Below are 14,667 nucleotides of genomic sequence, written 5' to 3' on the forward strand. Positions count from 1 at the left end.
TTGCGACCTTATCGACCGCAGTCTTAACGGCGACAATCCTGCGCGATCCGGTCCAGCGCCTGGGCGAGCCCCTTCAGCGAGAAGGTGTCGGTCGTCTCCGTTCCCTTGGCCGAGACCCCTTTGACCACGAGATCGGGGGATTTGCGCATGGCTTCGACCATCCGCTCCTCCTCGGCCGCGTTCTTGATCCAGAGACCGTCGCCCTGCGTGTACATCGCGAACGAGGCGCCGCCGACCTCGACCGAGGATTCCGAGCCCGGCTTCAGCGCGTAGCCGATCATCACCGAGACCTCGTTGGTGACCTTCTCGGCCGGCCGGGTCGAGACGAAGGCATAGGCCGGGTCACGCGGCCTGTTCGGCGGATTGGTCTTGGACGACGAGGGCTTGGCCAGCGCGAAGCAGACCTTCTTGCCGTTGGGCGTCGCCGCATAGGCGCCCCAGGTGCCGAACTGGCCGATCAGCGTCGGCTCTGCGCCGCCGGCAACTGTCGCGGGCACAGCGGCCGGTTTGCTCTCAGGCTTGGCGGCGGTCTTGGCGGCAGTCTTGGCGGCTGGAGCGGCCGGCTTCGGTGTCGCCTTCGGCGCCGGTTGCGGCGTCTGCGCCCGCGCGGGATTGGCGATCCCGCACGTCATCATGCCGATCATCAAAGTTAAAGATAGCACCCGCCACATGCTGGAGTGGTTCCCTCAATATTGTGACTGGAAGATGGCCCGGCCGCGCTTTGTCCGGGGGGTCAGGGATAGCCGGGAAAGTCCAATTTGGGAAGGCAGTTAGCAGGAGCGCAGCGGCTAGCCTCGGGACCGCGCGGCGCGCTGCTCGGCCCATTGCGCCTCGGTCCAGTGCAACAGGTCCTCGGCGCCGGAACTGCGCAAATGCGCGCCGCCGTCGATCACCACCATCTCGCCATTGATGTAGCCGGCGCGGTCCGAAACCAGGAAACTGGCGAGATCGGCAAGCTCGCCGTGCTCGCCGGTGCGGCCAAGTGGATTGCGCGCGGTCCAACTTTCATCGCGGCCCTCGGGACGCAACTGCCCGGATGCGCCGGCGGTCGGGAACGGACCCGGCGCGATCGCCACGGTGCGGATGCCCTTCGGCCCCCATTCCACCGCGAGGCTTTTGGTCATCGCCAGCACCGCCGACTTCGCCATGGCGGAGGGAACGGTGAAGGCGCGCCCGGTGATGGTCGAGGTCGAGAGAATCGAGAGCACGAGGCCGCCATGCTTGCCTTCGATCCAGCGCCGGCCGGCGGCGAGCGTGCAATACATCGCGCCATGCAGCGTCGGCGCCAGGATCGCATCGGCGGCGCGAAACGACAGGTGCTCGCTCTGCGCGAGGAAGGTGGCGGCAGCGTTGTTGACGAGGATATCGAGCGGCGCCTCGAGCCAGATCGCATCCATCATGCTGTCGACTGCGGCACCGTCGCGGACATCGCAGGCGATGGTCGTGACCGTGCCTCCGGTCTGCGCGCGCATCTCCGTGGCCGTCGTCTCCAGTCGGTCGAGCTTGCGGCCGCAGATGATGAGCTCAGCGCCCAGCGACAGAAAGCGGCGTCCCATCGCGGCGCCGAGACCGGAGCCGCCGCCGGTGACGAGAATGCGCTTGCTCTTGAGCAGACCTGTTTCAAACATCGTTTGAATCCTCCCTTTTCTTCTTTCGTCACTGCAAGCGCAGCGAAGCAATCCAGACTATTTCCGCGGCACGGATCTGGATTGCTTCGCTTCGCTCGCAATGACGAGGATAGGCCGGTGGATGGTCTCTGACAAAGAATCCGGATTGTCGCCCGAGCCTAAATCCGGCAGAAACAGCCAAACTATAATTCTGCCTCGAAACGCTCAGGTGCCGTCATGAAAGCCATCCTCTGCTCGCAATATTGCCAGCCTGACGATCTCGTGCTCACGGAGGTACCGGATCCGGTGGCGGGTCCCGGCGAAGCCGTGATCGCGATCAAGGCCGCGGCGCTGAACTTCTTCGACATCCTGATGATTCAGGGCAAGTACCAGGTCAAGCCGCCGTTCCCGTTCTCGCCGGCGGCCGAAGTTGCCGGCGTGATCGAGAGCGTCGGCGCGGGCGTCACTGATGTGAAGGTCGGCGATCGCGTGGTCGCCTCCTGCGGCCATAACGGCGCGCGCGAAAGGATCGCCTTGCCGACGGCATCGATCGTCAAGATTCCCGACAATCTCGATTACGACCGCGCGGCGGGCATCATCATCATCTACGGCACCGCGCTGCATGCGCTGGAAGACCGCGCGAGCCCGAAGCCGGGCGAGACGCTCGCGGTGCTGGGCGCGGCCGGCGGCACAGGCCTGGCGGCCTGCGAACTCGGCAAGCTGATGGGCTTGAAGGTGATCGCCTGCGCCTCGTCGGACGAGAAGCTCGAATTCGCCAAAGCGCATGGTGCCGAGCTGACGCTGAACTACGCCAAGGAAGACCTGAAGGAAGGCTTGCGAAAACTCACCGGCGGCAAGGGCGTCGATATCATCTTCGATCCGGTCGGTGGTACGTATGCCGAGCAGGCGTTGCGTTCGATCGCCTGGGAAGGCCGCTTCCTCGTGATCGGCTTTGCCGCCGGCGACATTCCGAAGATGCCGCTGAACCTCGCCTTGCTGAAGGGCTGCGACATCCGCGGCGTGTTCTGGGGCGCCTGGACAAGGCTCAACCCGGCCAAGAACCGCGCCAATCTCGAGAAGCTCGTGAGGTGGACGGCGGAAGGAAAAATCTCCTCGCATGTCGACCGCACCTTCCCGTTGGCGCAGACTGCCGACGCCCTGAAGGTGCTCGCAGGACGTCAGGCCATGGGCAAGGTGATCCTGCATCCGTGAGCTGACGCGGCGTGGCGTGTGTCGCTACAGCCGCTCGCCACAAGCTCAAACTGTCATTGCCCGGCTTGACCGGGCGATCCAGTACTCCGTGACGTCAGTGATTGAATCGAGAAGCCGCGGCGTACTGGATTCCCCGCTTTCGCGCGGAATGACAGCAAGCGCGGGACAAGCATTGTCCACGCTGCCACCCGGTAGATCGCCATCAACCATTGCCGCCAAGATTGCGGTGGATTCCTCCACGTCGCCCCAATCAAACCCAAATATCTCCCGATTCGCGCAAGCCGCTGACGCTTTTTGGGCTGATTCAGACAGCGATTTACCCGTTCCAGTTTGCGGGGCATTTCTGGACAACAACAAAAAGACTGAAGCCGGGATGCCCCAGCGTTGCGTTACTAACGGGGAGCATCACCATGGAGACGGCGTACCGCCCGTCCAGGGAATCGAGGTCGTTCGATTCCGATCAAGCTGCATCACATCCGGCCGTCGCGTCCTATATCCGTGCGCGCGCCGCACGGGTCGAACTGTCACCGGACGATCCAATTCCACTGTTCCTGTCCGATCCGCTCGGTGCGCCGGACCCAAGCGAATATACGGCGCGGGCGTTGAGTCCCGGGTCGAGAATTGTCCCGCGTGTTCTCGCGGCCATACTGGTCGCATCCACGCTCGCAGTTCTGGCTGCGCTGTTTCAACCCAGTCTCGGGAGCCTGTTCGCCGCCGATGCCACCAGTCCGAGGCGTACTGAACTGGACCAGGCCATGGCGTCCGCCAACGGGCCGGACACGCCGCAGACGCGCCAGGACCCGGCGCGCGTGAGCAACACGACGCTCGCGAGCGCTGACGCGCAGGATCTCCCTGCACCAACGCCGAGCCGCGAAGCGATTGCGTCTGCCTATCAGACCGCGCTGCAAGCCCGGGCGCCCGCGCCAATCACTGCACAGCCTCCGCCTGCCAAGACGCTCGATGCCGACACGCTGGCCGGCCTGATGGCGCGCGCGAACGGTCTGTTGGCGGTCGGCGACATTGCCGCCGCCCGCCTGCTGCTCGAACGCGCCGCCAATGCACAGGATCCAACGGCAGCATTTCTGCTGGGGCAGACCTATGACCCGGCCGTATTGGGCACCAGCGACGCCAGGCGCATCGCTGCCGACGCGACCGCCGCGCGCGACTGGTACCAAAAGGCCGCAGGTCTCGGATCGGCGGAGGCGCGGCAACGCCTCGCCCAGATTCAGAACTAGAACTCATTAGGGGATATCATGCGTAACGCTTTGAGAATGGCGCTTGCCGCCATCATGACGATCTGTGCCTTCGCGGCACGCGCCGAGCAGACCGAATATGATCCGGCCAAGGTCTCGGACAGCCTGAAAGCCATCTTCCAGTTCGGCTCGACCTCGACCAAGCAGTCGCTGAACGCCAACACGGTGACCTTGATCACCGGCACGATCGGCGGCACCTATGTGCAATTCGGCGCCGACCTCGCTTCGGTGCTCGACGACGGCAACAGGCTTCGCATGCTGCCAATCGTCGGTCGAGGCTCGGTGCAGAGCGTTGCCGACATCCTGTTCCTGCAAGGCGTCGATCTCGGAATCGTGCGCGCGGATACGCTCGACTATCTGGAACGCAAAGGCTTTGCCAAGGACATCAAGAAGCAGTTCACCTATGTGACCAAGCTCTACAACGAAGAGATGCAGGTGATCGCGCCAAAATCGGTCGCGACGCTCAAGGATCTGGAAGGCAAAACTGTAAGCGTCGACCTGCCGAACGGCGGCACTTTCGTCACCGCACTCACCGTGTTCGAGCGGCTCGGGATCAAGGCGAAATTCGTCTATGTCGAGCAACGCATTGCGCTGGAGAAACTCAAGGCCGGCGAGATCGACGCCGTCATCGTGGTCGGCGGCAAACCGTACAAGTCCGTTTCGAACTTCGGCAATGACGGCCGCTTCCACCTCGCAACCGTGGATTATGCGAAGCCGCTCCAGAGCGACTATCTGCCAGCAACGCTGACCGCCAAGGATTATCCGAACCTGATCAAGGAGGGCGAGAGCGTGGACACTATCGCGGTGCCGGCGGTGCTCGCTGCCTACAACTGGGCGCCTAAAACCGAGCGCTACCGCAAGCTTGAATTGTTCGTGGACGCGTTCTTCACGAAATTCCCGACGCTGCAGAACCCGCCTTTCCATCCCAAGTGGAAGGAGGTCTCGCTCGCGGCGCCTTTGGCAGGTTGGAACAGATTGCCGGTGGCACAGCAATGGCTCGAGCGGCACGATGTCGAACCGGTGACGCGGCAGCGCTTCGAGGCGTTCCTGAAGCAAAGCCCCGCAGCGGCGAAAGTGTCCGACACGGACAAGGAAACGCTGTTCAAACAGTTCCAGGCCTGGGACGCGGAGAAGGTTCGGGCGCAGAAGAAATAGCTGCCGGTCACGCGCTCGATGTCATCGTCCGGCTTGACCGGGCGATCCAGTACGCCTGACGTCAGTGATTGAATCGAGAAGCCGCGGCGTACTGGATTCCCCGCCTTCGCGGGGAATGACGACGGAACGCGTAGCGAATGCTACTGCACTTCCACTTCCGCCTCATCCACCCCGCGCTTCAGCGCTGCACGCGCGGCGTCGCGATGCTCCGTCGTGATGTGGCTGGCGACCATGCGAAGGGCAGTGGCGAGCACCGCGGCGTCATCGGTGAAGCCGAGGATCGGCATCATGTCCGGGATGAAGTCGAACGGCAGGATGAAATAGGCGATCGCGCCCAGCAGCGAGGCCTGGACATGGCGCGGCGTCTGCCTGTCGAAGGCGCAGTAATAGGCGGCGAGCAGGTCTTCCGCGAACGGCAGATGCGCGGCGACACGCTTCAGCTTGCGCCAGAAGCGGCGGCGCAGGCTCTCACGATCCTCGGCGAGCCGATCAGCCGGCTCGAAGCCGACACTGTGCTCGGCGGCCATCTCCAAAACTCCGTTCAGCCGGAGCGGCGGATCGCCGCACAACACGCTGAGCACAAGATGGGGATGCAGTCCGCCCCTGCAAGACGTCAGCCTGCTGTCAGCTTGGCCATGGCGTTCATCGCCTTGGCGAGCTCGATATCGAGCGAGGTGAGCCCGCCCGCATCATGGGTCGAGAGAACCACCTCCACCGTCTTGTAGACGTTGCGCCATTCGGGGTGGTGATCCATCTTTTCGGCCACCAGCGCCGCGCGGGTCATGAAGCCAAAGGCCTCGTTGAAATCCTTGAAGACGAAGGTCTTCCCGATCGCCTCCCGTCCCGGACGCTCGGTCCAGCCCGGGATGCCGCCCAGCGCCTGCTTGCGTGCCTCTGCCGATAGCCGCTCTGCCATGATCGCCTCCGTCCTTCAGGGGAACTTTACCCTAACACCGTGCTGGCGCCCCGGTTCATACCGGATTTGGTCGATCCGCTAACCATGACGGAGATGTAACCCCGCCGGACAAGAAATTTGCTACACTTCCCGGCGTAAATCGCCGGCCAAGATGAAACTGAGTCTGAAGCGCCTGTTTGGGAGATCGATGACCGGGGGATTGGACCTGGCCGAAGCGCCCCCTCCGCCTTCGCCGCGATCCGCGGCGCGGAGGACGGCACTCGTGTCTCTGGCGCTGGTGCTTGCGATCATCGGCGCGCTGGTCGGCGGATACTATTTTGCGATGCGGCCGGTGACGCTGAAGATCGCGGTCGGCCCCGCCAACAGCGACGACGTCAAGGTGGTGCAGGCGTTGACGCAGGCTTTCGCGCAGAGCAAAGGCTATGTGCGGTTGCGTCCCGTCCAGACGGACGGTGCCGCCGCCAGCGCCGATGCGCTCGCGGAGAGCAAAGTCGATCTCGCCATCGTCCGCGGCGATCTCGACGTGCCCAAAAACGCGCAAGCGGTTGCCACCCTGCGCAAGAACGTCGCGGTGCTGTGGACCGTGCCCGGCAAGGGCAAGAAGAAGGGCGCCAAGATCACCAAGATCGCGCAGCTCGCCGGCCATCGCGTCGGCGTGGTCGGCCGCACGCAGGCCAATGTCGGCCTGCTCAAGGTGGTGCTCCAGCAATATGGCGTCGATCCGGCCAAGGTCGAGATCGTGCAATTCCCGGCGAGCGAGGTCGCCGAGGCGATCCGCACCCAGAAGGTCGACGCCTATCTCGCCGCAGGCCCCGTCAACAGCAAGATCACGGCGGACGCGATTGCGGCCTCGGCCAAGGACGGCGGCACGCCGACATTCCTCGCGATCGATTCCGCCGATGCGATCGCGCAGAACCATCCTGTCTACGAGGCGTCCGAGATTCCCGCGGGCACTTATGGCGGCTCGCCCGACCGTCCGGACGACGAGGTCAAGACGATCAGCTTCTCGCATCACATCGTGGCGCGCAAAGGGGTGTCGGAAACCACCATCGCGGCGTTCACGCGCCAGCTGTTCGCGGTGCGCCAGCAATTGGTGACGGAATTCCCGCTCGCCGCCAAGATCGAAACGCCCGACACCGACAAGGATGCCGTGATCCCCGTGCATCCGGGTGCGGCCGCCTTCGTTGACGGTGAGGAAAAGACCTTCCTCGACAAGTACAGCGATTACATCTGGTGGACCCTGATGGCACTCTCGGCTATGGGCTCGATCGGCGCATGGTTCGCGGGCTATCTGAAAAAGGACGAACGCAACACCAACAGCCATCTGCGCGAACGCCTGCTCGACATGATCGCCGGCGCACGCAAGAGCGAGACGACCGAGGAGCTCGACCAGATGCAGGCCGAGGCCGACGAGATCCTCCGCGACACGTTGCGCTGCTTCGATCACGGCGCGATCGAGGAGGGCGCGCTCACCGCCTTCAACATCGTGCTCGATCAGTTCCATGCCGCGGTTGCCGATCGCAAGACCGTGCTGTTCAGCCTGCCGCAGAACCTGCAACGCACCGGCGCGCAATTCCGGGCGGCCAGCAACGCTTAAGCGCTGGCACGCGTTATCGCTTCGTCACATTTCCTCAATATAGCGTCTGACGTCATCTCGGCGACCGCCCGGGCAGCCGTCCCTCGCGCTATTGAGAGCCATCCATGAAGATCAAATTCTCCCGCCGCCGTTTCCTGACCACCAGCGCCGGTGCGCTCGGCGCGATCGCAATGCCTCATCTTTCGCGCGCGGCCGACCGGCCGGCCGTGACCCATGGGGTGCAGTCCGGCGACGTCACCGTCGACGGCGGCGTGATCTGGGCGCGTGCGGACCGCCCCTCGCAGATGCTGGTCGAGGTGGCGACGACGGACTCCTTCAAGGATGCCCGCGCGCTGCCGCCGATCGCGGCGCTGCCTGAGAGCGACTTCACGGCAAAAATGCTGGTGGAGAATCTTCCCAGCAGCCAGGACATCTTCTATCGCGTCCGCTTCCGCGATCTCTCCCACACCGCAATCGAAGGCGAGCCGGTGACCGGCCGCTTCCGCACTGCGCCCGCCGACCGCCGCGACGTCAGCTTCGTCTGGGGCGGCGATGTCGCCGGCCAGGGCTGGGGCATCAACCCCGACGACGGCGGCATGGTGTCGTTCTCCGCCATGCGCAAGCATCGGCCGGATTTCTTCCTGCATTCCGGCGACACCATCTACGCCGACGGCGTCATCCCCTCCGAGGTGAAGCTCGCCGACGGCAAGACCTGGAAGAACATCACCATCCCCGAGAAAGCCAAGGTCGCCGAGACGCTCGACGAGTATCGCGCCGCGCACAAGTACAATTTCACCGACGACAACGTTCGCGCCTTCAACGCCGAAGTGCCGATCTTCGTGCAGTGGGACGATCACGAGGTGACCAACAACTGGTCGCTGTCGAAGGAGCTGCCGGCGAGCTACAAGGTGCGCGACATCAGCCTGCTCGCGGCCCGCGCCGGCCGCGCCTTCCACGAGATGTATCCGATGCGGGAGAGCATCGTCGAGCCCGGCCGGGTCTATCGCCAGATCTCCTACGGGCCGCATCTGGACGTGTTCGTGCTCGACGAGCGCAGCTATCGCGGCCCGAACGGCGCCAACCTCGAGACCGAATACGGTCCGGCCAGCTACTTCCTCGGCCCCGACCAGATCGCATGGCTCAAGCGCGGCCTGCTCAATTCACGCGCGACCTGGAAGGTGATCGCCTCCGACATGCCGCTCAGCCTGGTCGTGCCAGATACGCCGAAGGGCGGCTCGGAAGCCTTTGCGCAAGGCGACGGTCCGGTGCGCGGCCGCGAATTCGAAATCGCCGACCTCCTGCGCTTCATCAAGATGGCGCCGATCCGCAACACGGTGTGGCTGACCGCCGACGTGCACTACGCCGCCGCGCATTATTACGATCCGAACAAGGCGCAATTCCAGGACTTCGAGCCGTTCTGGGAATTCGTCTCCGGGCCGTTGCATGCGGGCACGTTCGGGCCGAACGATCTCGACAACACTTTTGGTCCGGACGTGCGCTTCATCAAGGCCCCTGGAAAAGACAACCAGAACCTGCCGCCGTCGGCCGGCATGCAGTTCTTCGGTCACGTCAAGATCGACGGCGGCTCCGGCCAGATGATCGTGACGCTGCGCGATCGCGCCGACGTCGCGCTGTGGTCGACCACGCTCGATCCGAAATTCGCCTGAAGCCGTCACCGGCGCGCCGTCAGGCGCGGCGCATCCGCAGCGCGGCCTCCAGCGCATCGCTGGAGCACGGCTTTTGCAGACGCGGGCGCGCCGCAAAGGCCGAAGGAATGCTCGCATCCGCGCCGTAACCGGTCACGAACACGAACGGAATCTTCAGGGCGACGAGACGGTCGGCGATCGCAAAGCTTTTCTCGCGGATCAACTCGACGTCGAGCAGCGCGAAATCCGGCGGACGGCTCGCGATCGCCTCCAGCGCCTGCGCCACCGAGCCCACGGCGCGCACGCTCGTCACGCCAAACCCGAGCAGGCGATCCTCGAAATCGATGGCAATAATCGGATCGTCCTCGACGATCAGGACATCGGCAGGACACTCTGAGCCGTCGGAAAAAGCGGGTGCCATCAACGCATCTTGGAACACGGTGTTTCTCGGACCAGGACTGCCGCGTCGCGATGCTGCGCCCAGCGCATCGGCGTGTTCCCGGAACGAAACCCACCACATCGCCGTTCTCCCGTCTGTCCACTTGTGCACACAGGAAATGGCCGGAACTCGCTATTGTGGGAGGAGGATGGGAGTTCCCGATGGACGCGCGCACCGGCAAGACAACCGAGCTCGACAGCCGCCCCGCAAACAATCTGCTGCGGCGGCTGAGCCACGCGGACTACACGCTGCTCGCGCCACACATCGCCGTTGACGACGCTGCGGCAAACGAGCTGCTCTACAGCCCCGGCGACGACGTCCAGGTTGCGCACTTCCCGTGCGGACAGTCGCTCGCGACCTTCGTCGTGCCCAATGAGGACGGCCGGGACGTCGAGACCATTCTGGTTGGCCGCGAAGGCGCGGTCGGCGGCATTGTCAGCGAGGGATTCCTGCCGGCCTATACCCGTATCTCCGTGAAGTTCGGCGGACCGTTTGCGCGCATCAATGTCGCCAAGCTAGAAGCGGCCAAGCGGCGTTCGCCGTCGCTGCACAACATCTTTGCCCGCTACGCCGACTGTATGCTGGCGCAGGTTTTCCAGTCGACCGCCTGCAACGCCATCCACTCGATCGAGCAGCGTACGGCCAAATGGATGCTGGCGGCGATGGAGCGGACCGGCGACGACAACAGCGTGCCGCTGACGCATGAGCAGCTTTCGACCTTGCTCGGCGTCGGCCGCAGCTATGCCAGCCGCGTGCTCCAGTCGTTCAAGGCGGAAGGCGTTCTTGAGACGCGGCGCGGCTCGATCCTGGTCCGCAACCGCGACGGCCTCCGCCTGCGCGCCTGCCTGTGCAACGACGCCGTCAAACTGCACTTCGAGGAGGTGCTGCGCGGAGTCTACCCGACCAAGGAGACGGAGGCCGGCTAGCGCCTGCCGCGCTCTTCCGTCATGGAGAAGATGCCGCCGGACCCCGCCGAACCCGCGCAGCGGCTGCCTGACCGCGCTGATGGCGATCTTCGGGATCGTCATATTGCTGCCGGGCCTCTGCGCGCTCCTGTTCGGCGGAATTTCAATATCCGACCGCGGCCAGATCGATTCCGACGTCTTGCCCCTGGTCTTCCTGGGCCTGGTGGTGGGGCTTGGGGGCGTCGCTCTGATCTGGGCCGCCATCAGGGGGCCGGCGCGTCTGAGCATGGCTTTTCGCCTAACCCCCGGGGATTCCCGGATAAAATTCAGTCAACCAATCGCGAAAGAACGCATTGTTTTTTGGGGTTTTTTGCATATATTGCGCCGCAACGCATAGGGTGCCCGGTCGAGCTGACCGGGCTTCCTTTTTGGGCGTAGCAGGCCCCCGTTTTTCACGTTTCCAGCGTTATCCGTGAACAGGTCCCGGTCTGACCGGCGAGATCGCGCTTAACCCATTGTCCGACCGCAAAGAAGCTCACTCATGAACCTTCGTAACGTCGCCATCATCGCCCACGTCGACCACGGCAAGACGACCCTGGTCGACAAGCTCCTCCAGCAATCCGGCACGTTCCGCGAGAACCAGAAGGTGACGGATCGCGCCATGGACTCCAACGATTTGGAGCGTGAGCGCGGCATCACCATTCTGGCCAAGGCGGCCTCGGTGCAGTGGAAGGACACCCGCGTCAACATCGTCGATACCCCCGGCCACGCCGATTTCGGCGGCGAGGTCGAGCGCATCCTCAACATGGTGGACGGCGCGCTTGTGCTGGTGGACGCGGCCGAAGGCCCGCTGCCGCAGACCAAATTCGTGGTTTCCAAGGCGCTCAAGGTCGGCCTCAAGCCGATCGTCGTCATCAACAAGGTCGACCGCCCCGACGCGCGCCCGACCGAAGTCATCAACGAGGTGTTCGACCTGTTCGCGGCGCTCGACGCCAGCGAGGAGCAGCTCGATTTTCCGATCCTGTACGGCTCGGCCAAGCAGGGCTGGATGGCCGAAACCCCCGAGGGTCCGAAGGACAAGGGCATGGAGCCGCTGTTCGATCTGATCCTGCGCCACGTCGCGCCGCCCACGGTCGAAGAGGGTCCGTTCCGGATGATCGGCACCATCCTCGAAGCCAATCCCTATCTCGGCCGCATCATCACCGGCCGCATCTCGTCCGGCGTGGTCAAGCCGAACCAGGCGGTCAAGGTGCTCAATGCCGACGGCAAGCTGGTCGAGACCGGCCGCATCACCAAGATCTTGGCGTTCCGCGGTCTGGAGCGTACGCCGCTCGAGGAAGCCGAAGCCGGCGACATCGTCGCCATCGCGGGCCTGACCAAGGGCACCGTCGCCGACACCTTCTGCGATCCGACCGTCGAGGTGCCGCTGCCGGCACAGCCGATCGACCCGCCGACCGTGTCGATGTCGTTCATCGTCAACAACTCCCCGCTCGCCGGCACCGAAGGCGACAAGGTGACGAGCCGCATGATCCGCGACCGTCTGCTGCGCGAGGCCGAAGGCAACGTCGCGCTGCGCGTGGTCGAAGCGTCCGACAAGGACGCCATGGAAGTCTCGGGCCGCGGCGAATTGCAGCTCGCGATCCTGATCGAGACCATGCGCCGCGAGGGCTTTGAGCTCTCGGTGTCGCGTCCGCGCGTCGTGCTTCAGAAGGACGAGGCCACCGGCGCCACCATGGAGCCGATCGAGGAAGTCGTCATTGACGTCGACGAGGAGCATTCCGGCGTCGTCGTGCAGAAGATGAGCGAGCGCAAGTCCGAGTTGATCGAGATGAAGCCGTCCGGCGGCAACCGCCTGCGGCTGGTGTTCTACGCGCCGACCCGCGGCCTGATCGGCTATCAGGGCGAACTGCTCACCGACACCCGCGGCACCGCGATCATGAACCGCCTGTTCCACGGCTACGCCCCGTACAAGGGCGAGATCCAGGGCCGTCGCAACGGGGTGCTGATCTCCAACGACCAGGGCGAGGCTGTCGCCTATGCCATGTTCAAGCTGGAAGACCGCGGCCCGATGATGATCGAGCCGGGCTGGAAGGTCTACAAGGGCATGATCGTCGGCGAGCACACCCGCGACAACGATCTCGAGATCAACGTGCTCAAGGGCAAGCAGCTCACCAACATCCGCACGACCTCGAAGGACGAAGCGGTGCGCCTGACCCCGCCGATCCGCATGACCCTGGAAAAGGCGCTGGCCTATATCGAGGACGACGAGCTCGTCGAGGTCACGCCGAAGTCGATCCGGCTGCGCAAGAAGCACCTCGACCCGAACGAGCGCAAGCGCGCGGAAAAGTCCAAGGAAGCGGTGGCGTAAGCTACCGGTCTCGACACTGTCATGCCCGCGAAGGTGGGGCATCCGGTACGCCGCGGCTTCTCCGTACCTGACGACTGTCTCTGGAATACTGGATCACCCGCTCCAGTGCGCAATTGCGCACAAGGCGGGTGATCACGGCTATGCTTGCGGCGACTTCAGCACATCCTGCGAACGTGCTAGAGCCCGCTCATGAGCTCCCTGCCCTCCTCCGTCGATGTCGCGATCATCGGCGCCGGCGCCGCCGGCCTCGGTGCGGCGCATGCGCTGCGCGACTCCGGCCTCTCCGTGATCGTGCTGGAGGCGCGCGACCGGCTCGGCGGCCGGGCCTGGACCGTGCAGGCGTCGCCGGAGGTCACCTTCGATGTCGGCTGCGGCTGGCTGCACTCGGCGGACAAGAACTCCTTCGTCGCAATCGCCAAACAACTCGATTTCGAGATCAACCAGGACCTGCCGCCCTGGCGCGAGCGCGCCTTCGGCAATGCCTTTCCGCAAAGCCAGCGCGACGAGTTCATGCGCGCAATGGATGCGTTCTATGAGCGTCTCTGGCAGGCCGCGCAGACCGGCAAGGACGAACCCGCGAGCAGCAGCCTGGAGCCCGGCAATCGCTGGAATGCGATGATCGACGCGATCTCGACCTACATCAACGGCTGCGAACTGAAGCATATGTCGACGCTCGACTGGGACGCCTATGAGGACACCGGCCTCAACTGGCGCATCCGCCGCGGCTATGGCGCACTGATTGCGGCCTATGGCGAAAACTGTCCGGTGACGCTCAATTGCAACGTCACGCTGATCGATCATTCCGGCAAGCGCATCCGCCTCGAAAGCTCGCAGGGCACGCTGACCGCCGACAAGGTCATCGTCACCGTACCCACCAATCTGATCGCCGACGAAGCGATCCGCTTTTCGCCTCCCCTGCCCGCGAAGATCGATGCCGCAGCCGGCCTGCCGCTCGGCGTCGACGACAAGGTGACGTTGGCGCTCGACGACGCCGAAGCCTTCCCGAAGGAAGGCAATCTGCGCGGCGCCACCATGCGCACCGAGATGGGGACCTATCACATCCGCCCGTTTGGGCAGCCCTGCATCGAAGGCTTTTTCGGCGGCAGTTTTGCACGCCAGCTGGAAGAGGCCGGCGACGGCGCCATCGCCGCGCACAGCATCGACGAGATCGCGATCCTTCTCGGCAACGACATCAGGGGAAAGCTGAAGCCGCTGTACGAGTCGCGCTGGGCGCATGATCCGTTTGCGCGAGGCTCCTATTCGCACGCGCTGCCTGGCCATGCGGGGGACCGCGCCGTGCTAGCCACAGCCGTGGATGGCCGCCTGTTCTTTGCGGGAGAGGCGACATCGCCAAGTTTTTTCACGACGGCGCATGGGGCGCGAGATAGCGGGGAGCGGGCGGCGAAGGAAGTGCTCGCGATTCTGGGCAGGCCGTAACCCCACACTCCGTCATTGCGAGCGCAGCGAAGCAATCCAGAATCTTTCCGCGGCGGCAGTCTGGATTGCTTCCCTGCGCTAGGAAGAAACAGGTAATGGTTTAGCGTCAGGCGGCCTCCGCGATGGGCTGGAGTTGAACGGTGAAGCCAAGCT

13 protein-coding genes and 1 pseudogene are annotated in these 14,667 nt (G+C 64.3%); 9 read left to right on the forward strand and 5 right to left on the reverse strand.

The window, feature by feature from the left end:
• Positions 1 to 23: 23 nt before the first annotated feature.
• Together AC0L2O_RS25650 and AC0L2O_RS25655 are read right to left on the reverse strand one after the other, a co-directional pair.
• The gene (locus AC0L2O_RS25650; RefSeq protein ID WP_473371662.1) at positions 24 to 671 is read right to left on the reverse strand and encodes an invasion associated locus B family protein; all 648 of its coding nucleotides are present in this window, start codon (positions 669 to 671) and stop codon (positions 24 to 26) included.
• Positions 672 to 788: 117 nt separating this feature from the next.
• The gene (locus AC0L2O_RS25655; protein WP_473371663.1) at positions 789 to 1,628 is read right to left on the reverse strand and encodes an SDR family oxidoreductase; all 840 of its coding nucleotides are present in this window, start codon (positions 1,626 to 1,628) and stop codon (positions 789 to 791) included.
• Positions 1,629 to 1,844: 216 nt separating this feature from the next.
• On the opposite strand from AC0L2O_RS25655, the gene AC0L2O_RS25660 reads away from it, so the two are divergent.
• From AC0L2O_RS25660 to AC0L2O_RS25670, 3 genes are all read left to right on the forward strand, one after another.
• Positions 1,845 to 2,819 (forward strand): NADPH:quinone oxidoreductase family protein, encoded by a 975-nt coding sequence (locus tag AC0L2O_RS25660; protein WP_473371664.1) that lies wholly within the window; start codon positions 1,845 to 1,847, stop codon positions 2,817 to 2,819.
• A 410-nt stretch (positions 2,820 to 3,229) separates the two neighbouring features.
• Positions 3,230 to 4,054 (forward strand): SEL1-like repeat protein, encoded by an 825-nt coding sequence (locus AC0L2O_RS25665; RefSeq protein ID WP_473371674.1) that lies wholly within the window; start codon positions 3,230 to 3,232, stop codon positions 4,052 to 4,054.
• An 18-nt stretch (positions 4,055 to 4,072) separates the two neighbouring features.
• Positions 4,073 to 5,227: a TAXI family TRAP transporter solute-binding subunit gene (locus AC0L2O_RS25670; RefSeq protein ID WP_473371665.1), complete on the forward strand. Its 1,155-nt coding sequence runs from the start codon at positions 4,073 to 4,075 to the stop codon at positions 5,225 to 5,227.
• 140 nt (positions 5,228 to 5,367) lie between these two features.
• Here AC0L2O_RS25670 and AC0L2O_RS25675 read toward each other — a convergent pair whose 3' ends face one another.
• Together AC0L2O_RS25675 and AC0L2O_RS25680 are read right to left on the reverse strand one after the other, a co-directional pair.
• Complete coding sequence (locus tag AC0L2O_RS25675) at positions 5,368 to 5,754, reverse strand: YkvA family protein (protein WP_473371666.1); 387 nt, start codon at positions 5,752 to 5,754, stop codon at positions 5,368 to 5,370.
• Between the two features lie 86 nt (positions 5,755 to 5,840).
• The gene (locus AC0L2O_RS25680; RefSeq protein WP_473371667.1) at positions 5,841 to 6,143 is read right to left on the reverse strand and encodes a 4a-hydroxytetrahydrobiopterin dehydratase; all 303 of its coding nucleotides are present in this window, start codon (positions 6,141 to 6,143) and stop codon (positions 5,841 to 5,843) included.
• Between the two features lie 151 nt (positions 6,144 to 6,294).
• Here AC0L2O_RS25680 and AC0L2O_RS25685 point away from each other — a divergent pair, with 151 nt between their 5' ends.
• Positions 6,295 to 7,740, forward strand: a complete 1,446-nt coding sequence (locus tag AC0L2O_RS25685) for a TAXI family TRAP transporter solute-binding subunit (protein ID WP_369720026.1) — start codon at positions 6,295 to 6,297, stop codon at positions 7,738 to 7,740.
• 104 nt (positions 7,741 to 7,844) lie between these two features.
• Positions 7,845 to 9,386 carry an alkaline phosphatase D family protein gene (locus tag AC0L2O_RS25690; RefSeq protein ID WP_473371668.1) on the forward strand — a complete coding sequence of 514 codons (1,542 nt, stop codon included), beginning with the start codon at positions 7,845 to 7,847 and terminating at the stop codon, positions 9,384 to 9,386.
• 19 nt (positions 9,387 to 9,405) lie between these two features.
• Here the strand turns inward: AC0L2O_RS25690 and AC0L2O_RS25695 are convergent, their stop codons facing one another.
• A complete protein-coding gene (locus AC0L2O_RS25695; protein WP_473371669.1) occupies positions 9,406 to 9,786 on the reverse strand; it encodes a response regulator in 381 nt (126 codons plus the stop codon).
• Positions 9,787 to 9,965: 179 nt separating this feature from the next.
• On the opposite strand from AC0L2O_RS25695, the gene AC0L2O_RS25700 reads away from it, so the two are divergent.
• From AC0L2O_RS25700 to AC0L2O_RS25715, 4 genes and pseudogenes are all read left to right on the forward strand, one after another.
• Positions 9,966 to 10,730 carry a Crp/Fnr family transcriptional regulator gene (locus tag AC0L2O_RS25700; protein WP_473371670.1) on the forward strand — a complete coding sequence of 255 codons (765 nt, stop codon included), beginning with the start codon at positions 9,966 to 9,968 and terminating at the stop codon, positions 10,728 to 10,730.
• A 43-nt stretch (positions 10,731 to 10,773) separates the two neighbouring features.
• Positions 10,774 to 10,980: pseudogene (locus AC0L2O_RS25705) on the forward strand (hypothetical protein); the annotation flags it as partial.
• Positions 10,981 to 11,250: 270 nt separating this feature from the next.
• Complete coding sequence (typA, locus tag AC0L2O_RS25710) at positions 11,251 to 13,077, forward strand: translational GTPase TypA (RefSeq protein ID WP_369720030.1); 1,827 nt, start codon at positions 11,251 to 11,253, stop codon at positions 13,075 to 13,077.
• A gap of 189 nt (positions 13,078 to 13,266) precedes the next feature.
• On the forward strand, positions 13,267 to 14,514 hold the full coding sequence (locus AC0L2O_RS25715; RefSeq protein ID WP_473371671.1) for a flavin monoamine oxidase family protein: 1,248 nt from the start codon (positions 13,267 to 13,269) through the stop codon (positions 14,512 to 14,514).
• The last annotated feature ends 153 nt before the right edge of the window (positions 14,515 to 14,667 follow it).

Source organism: Bradyrhizobium sp. Kon10 (assembly GCF_055807395.1).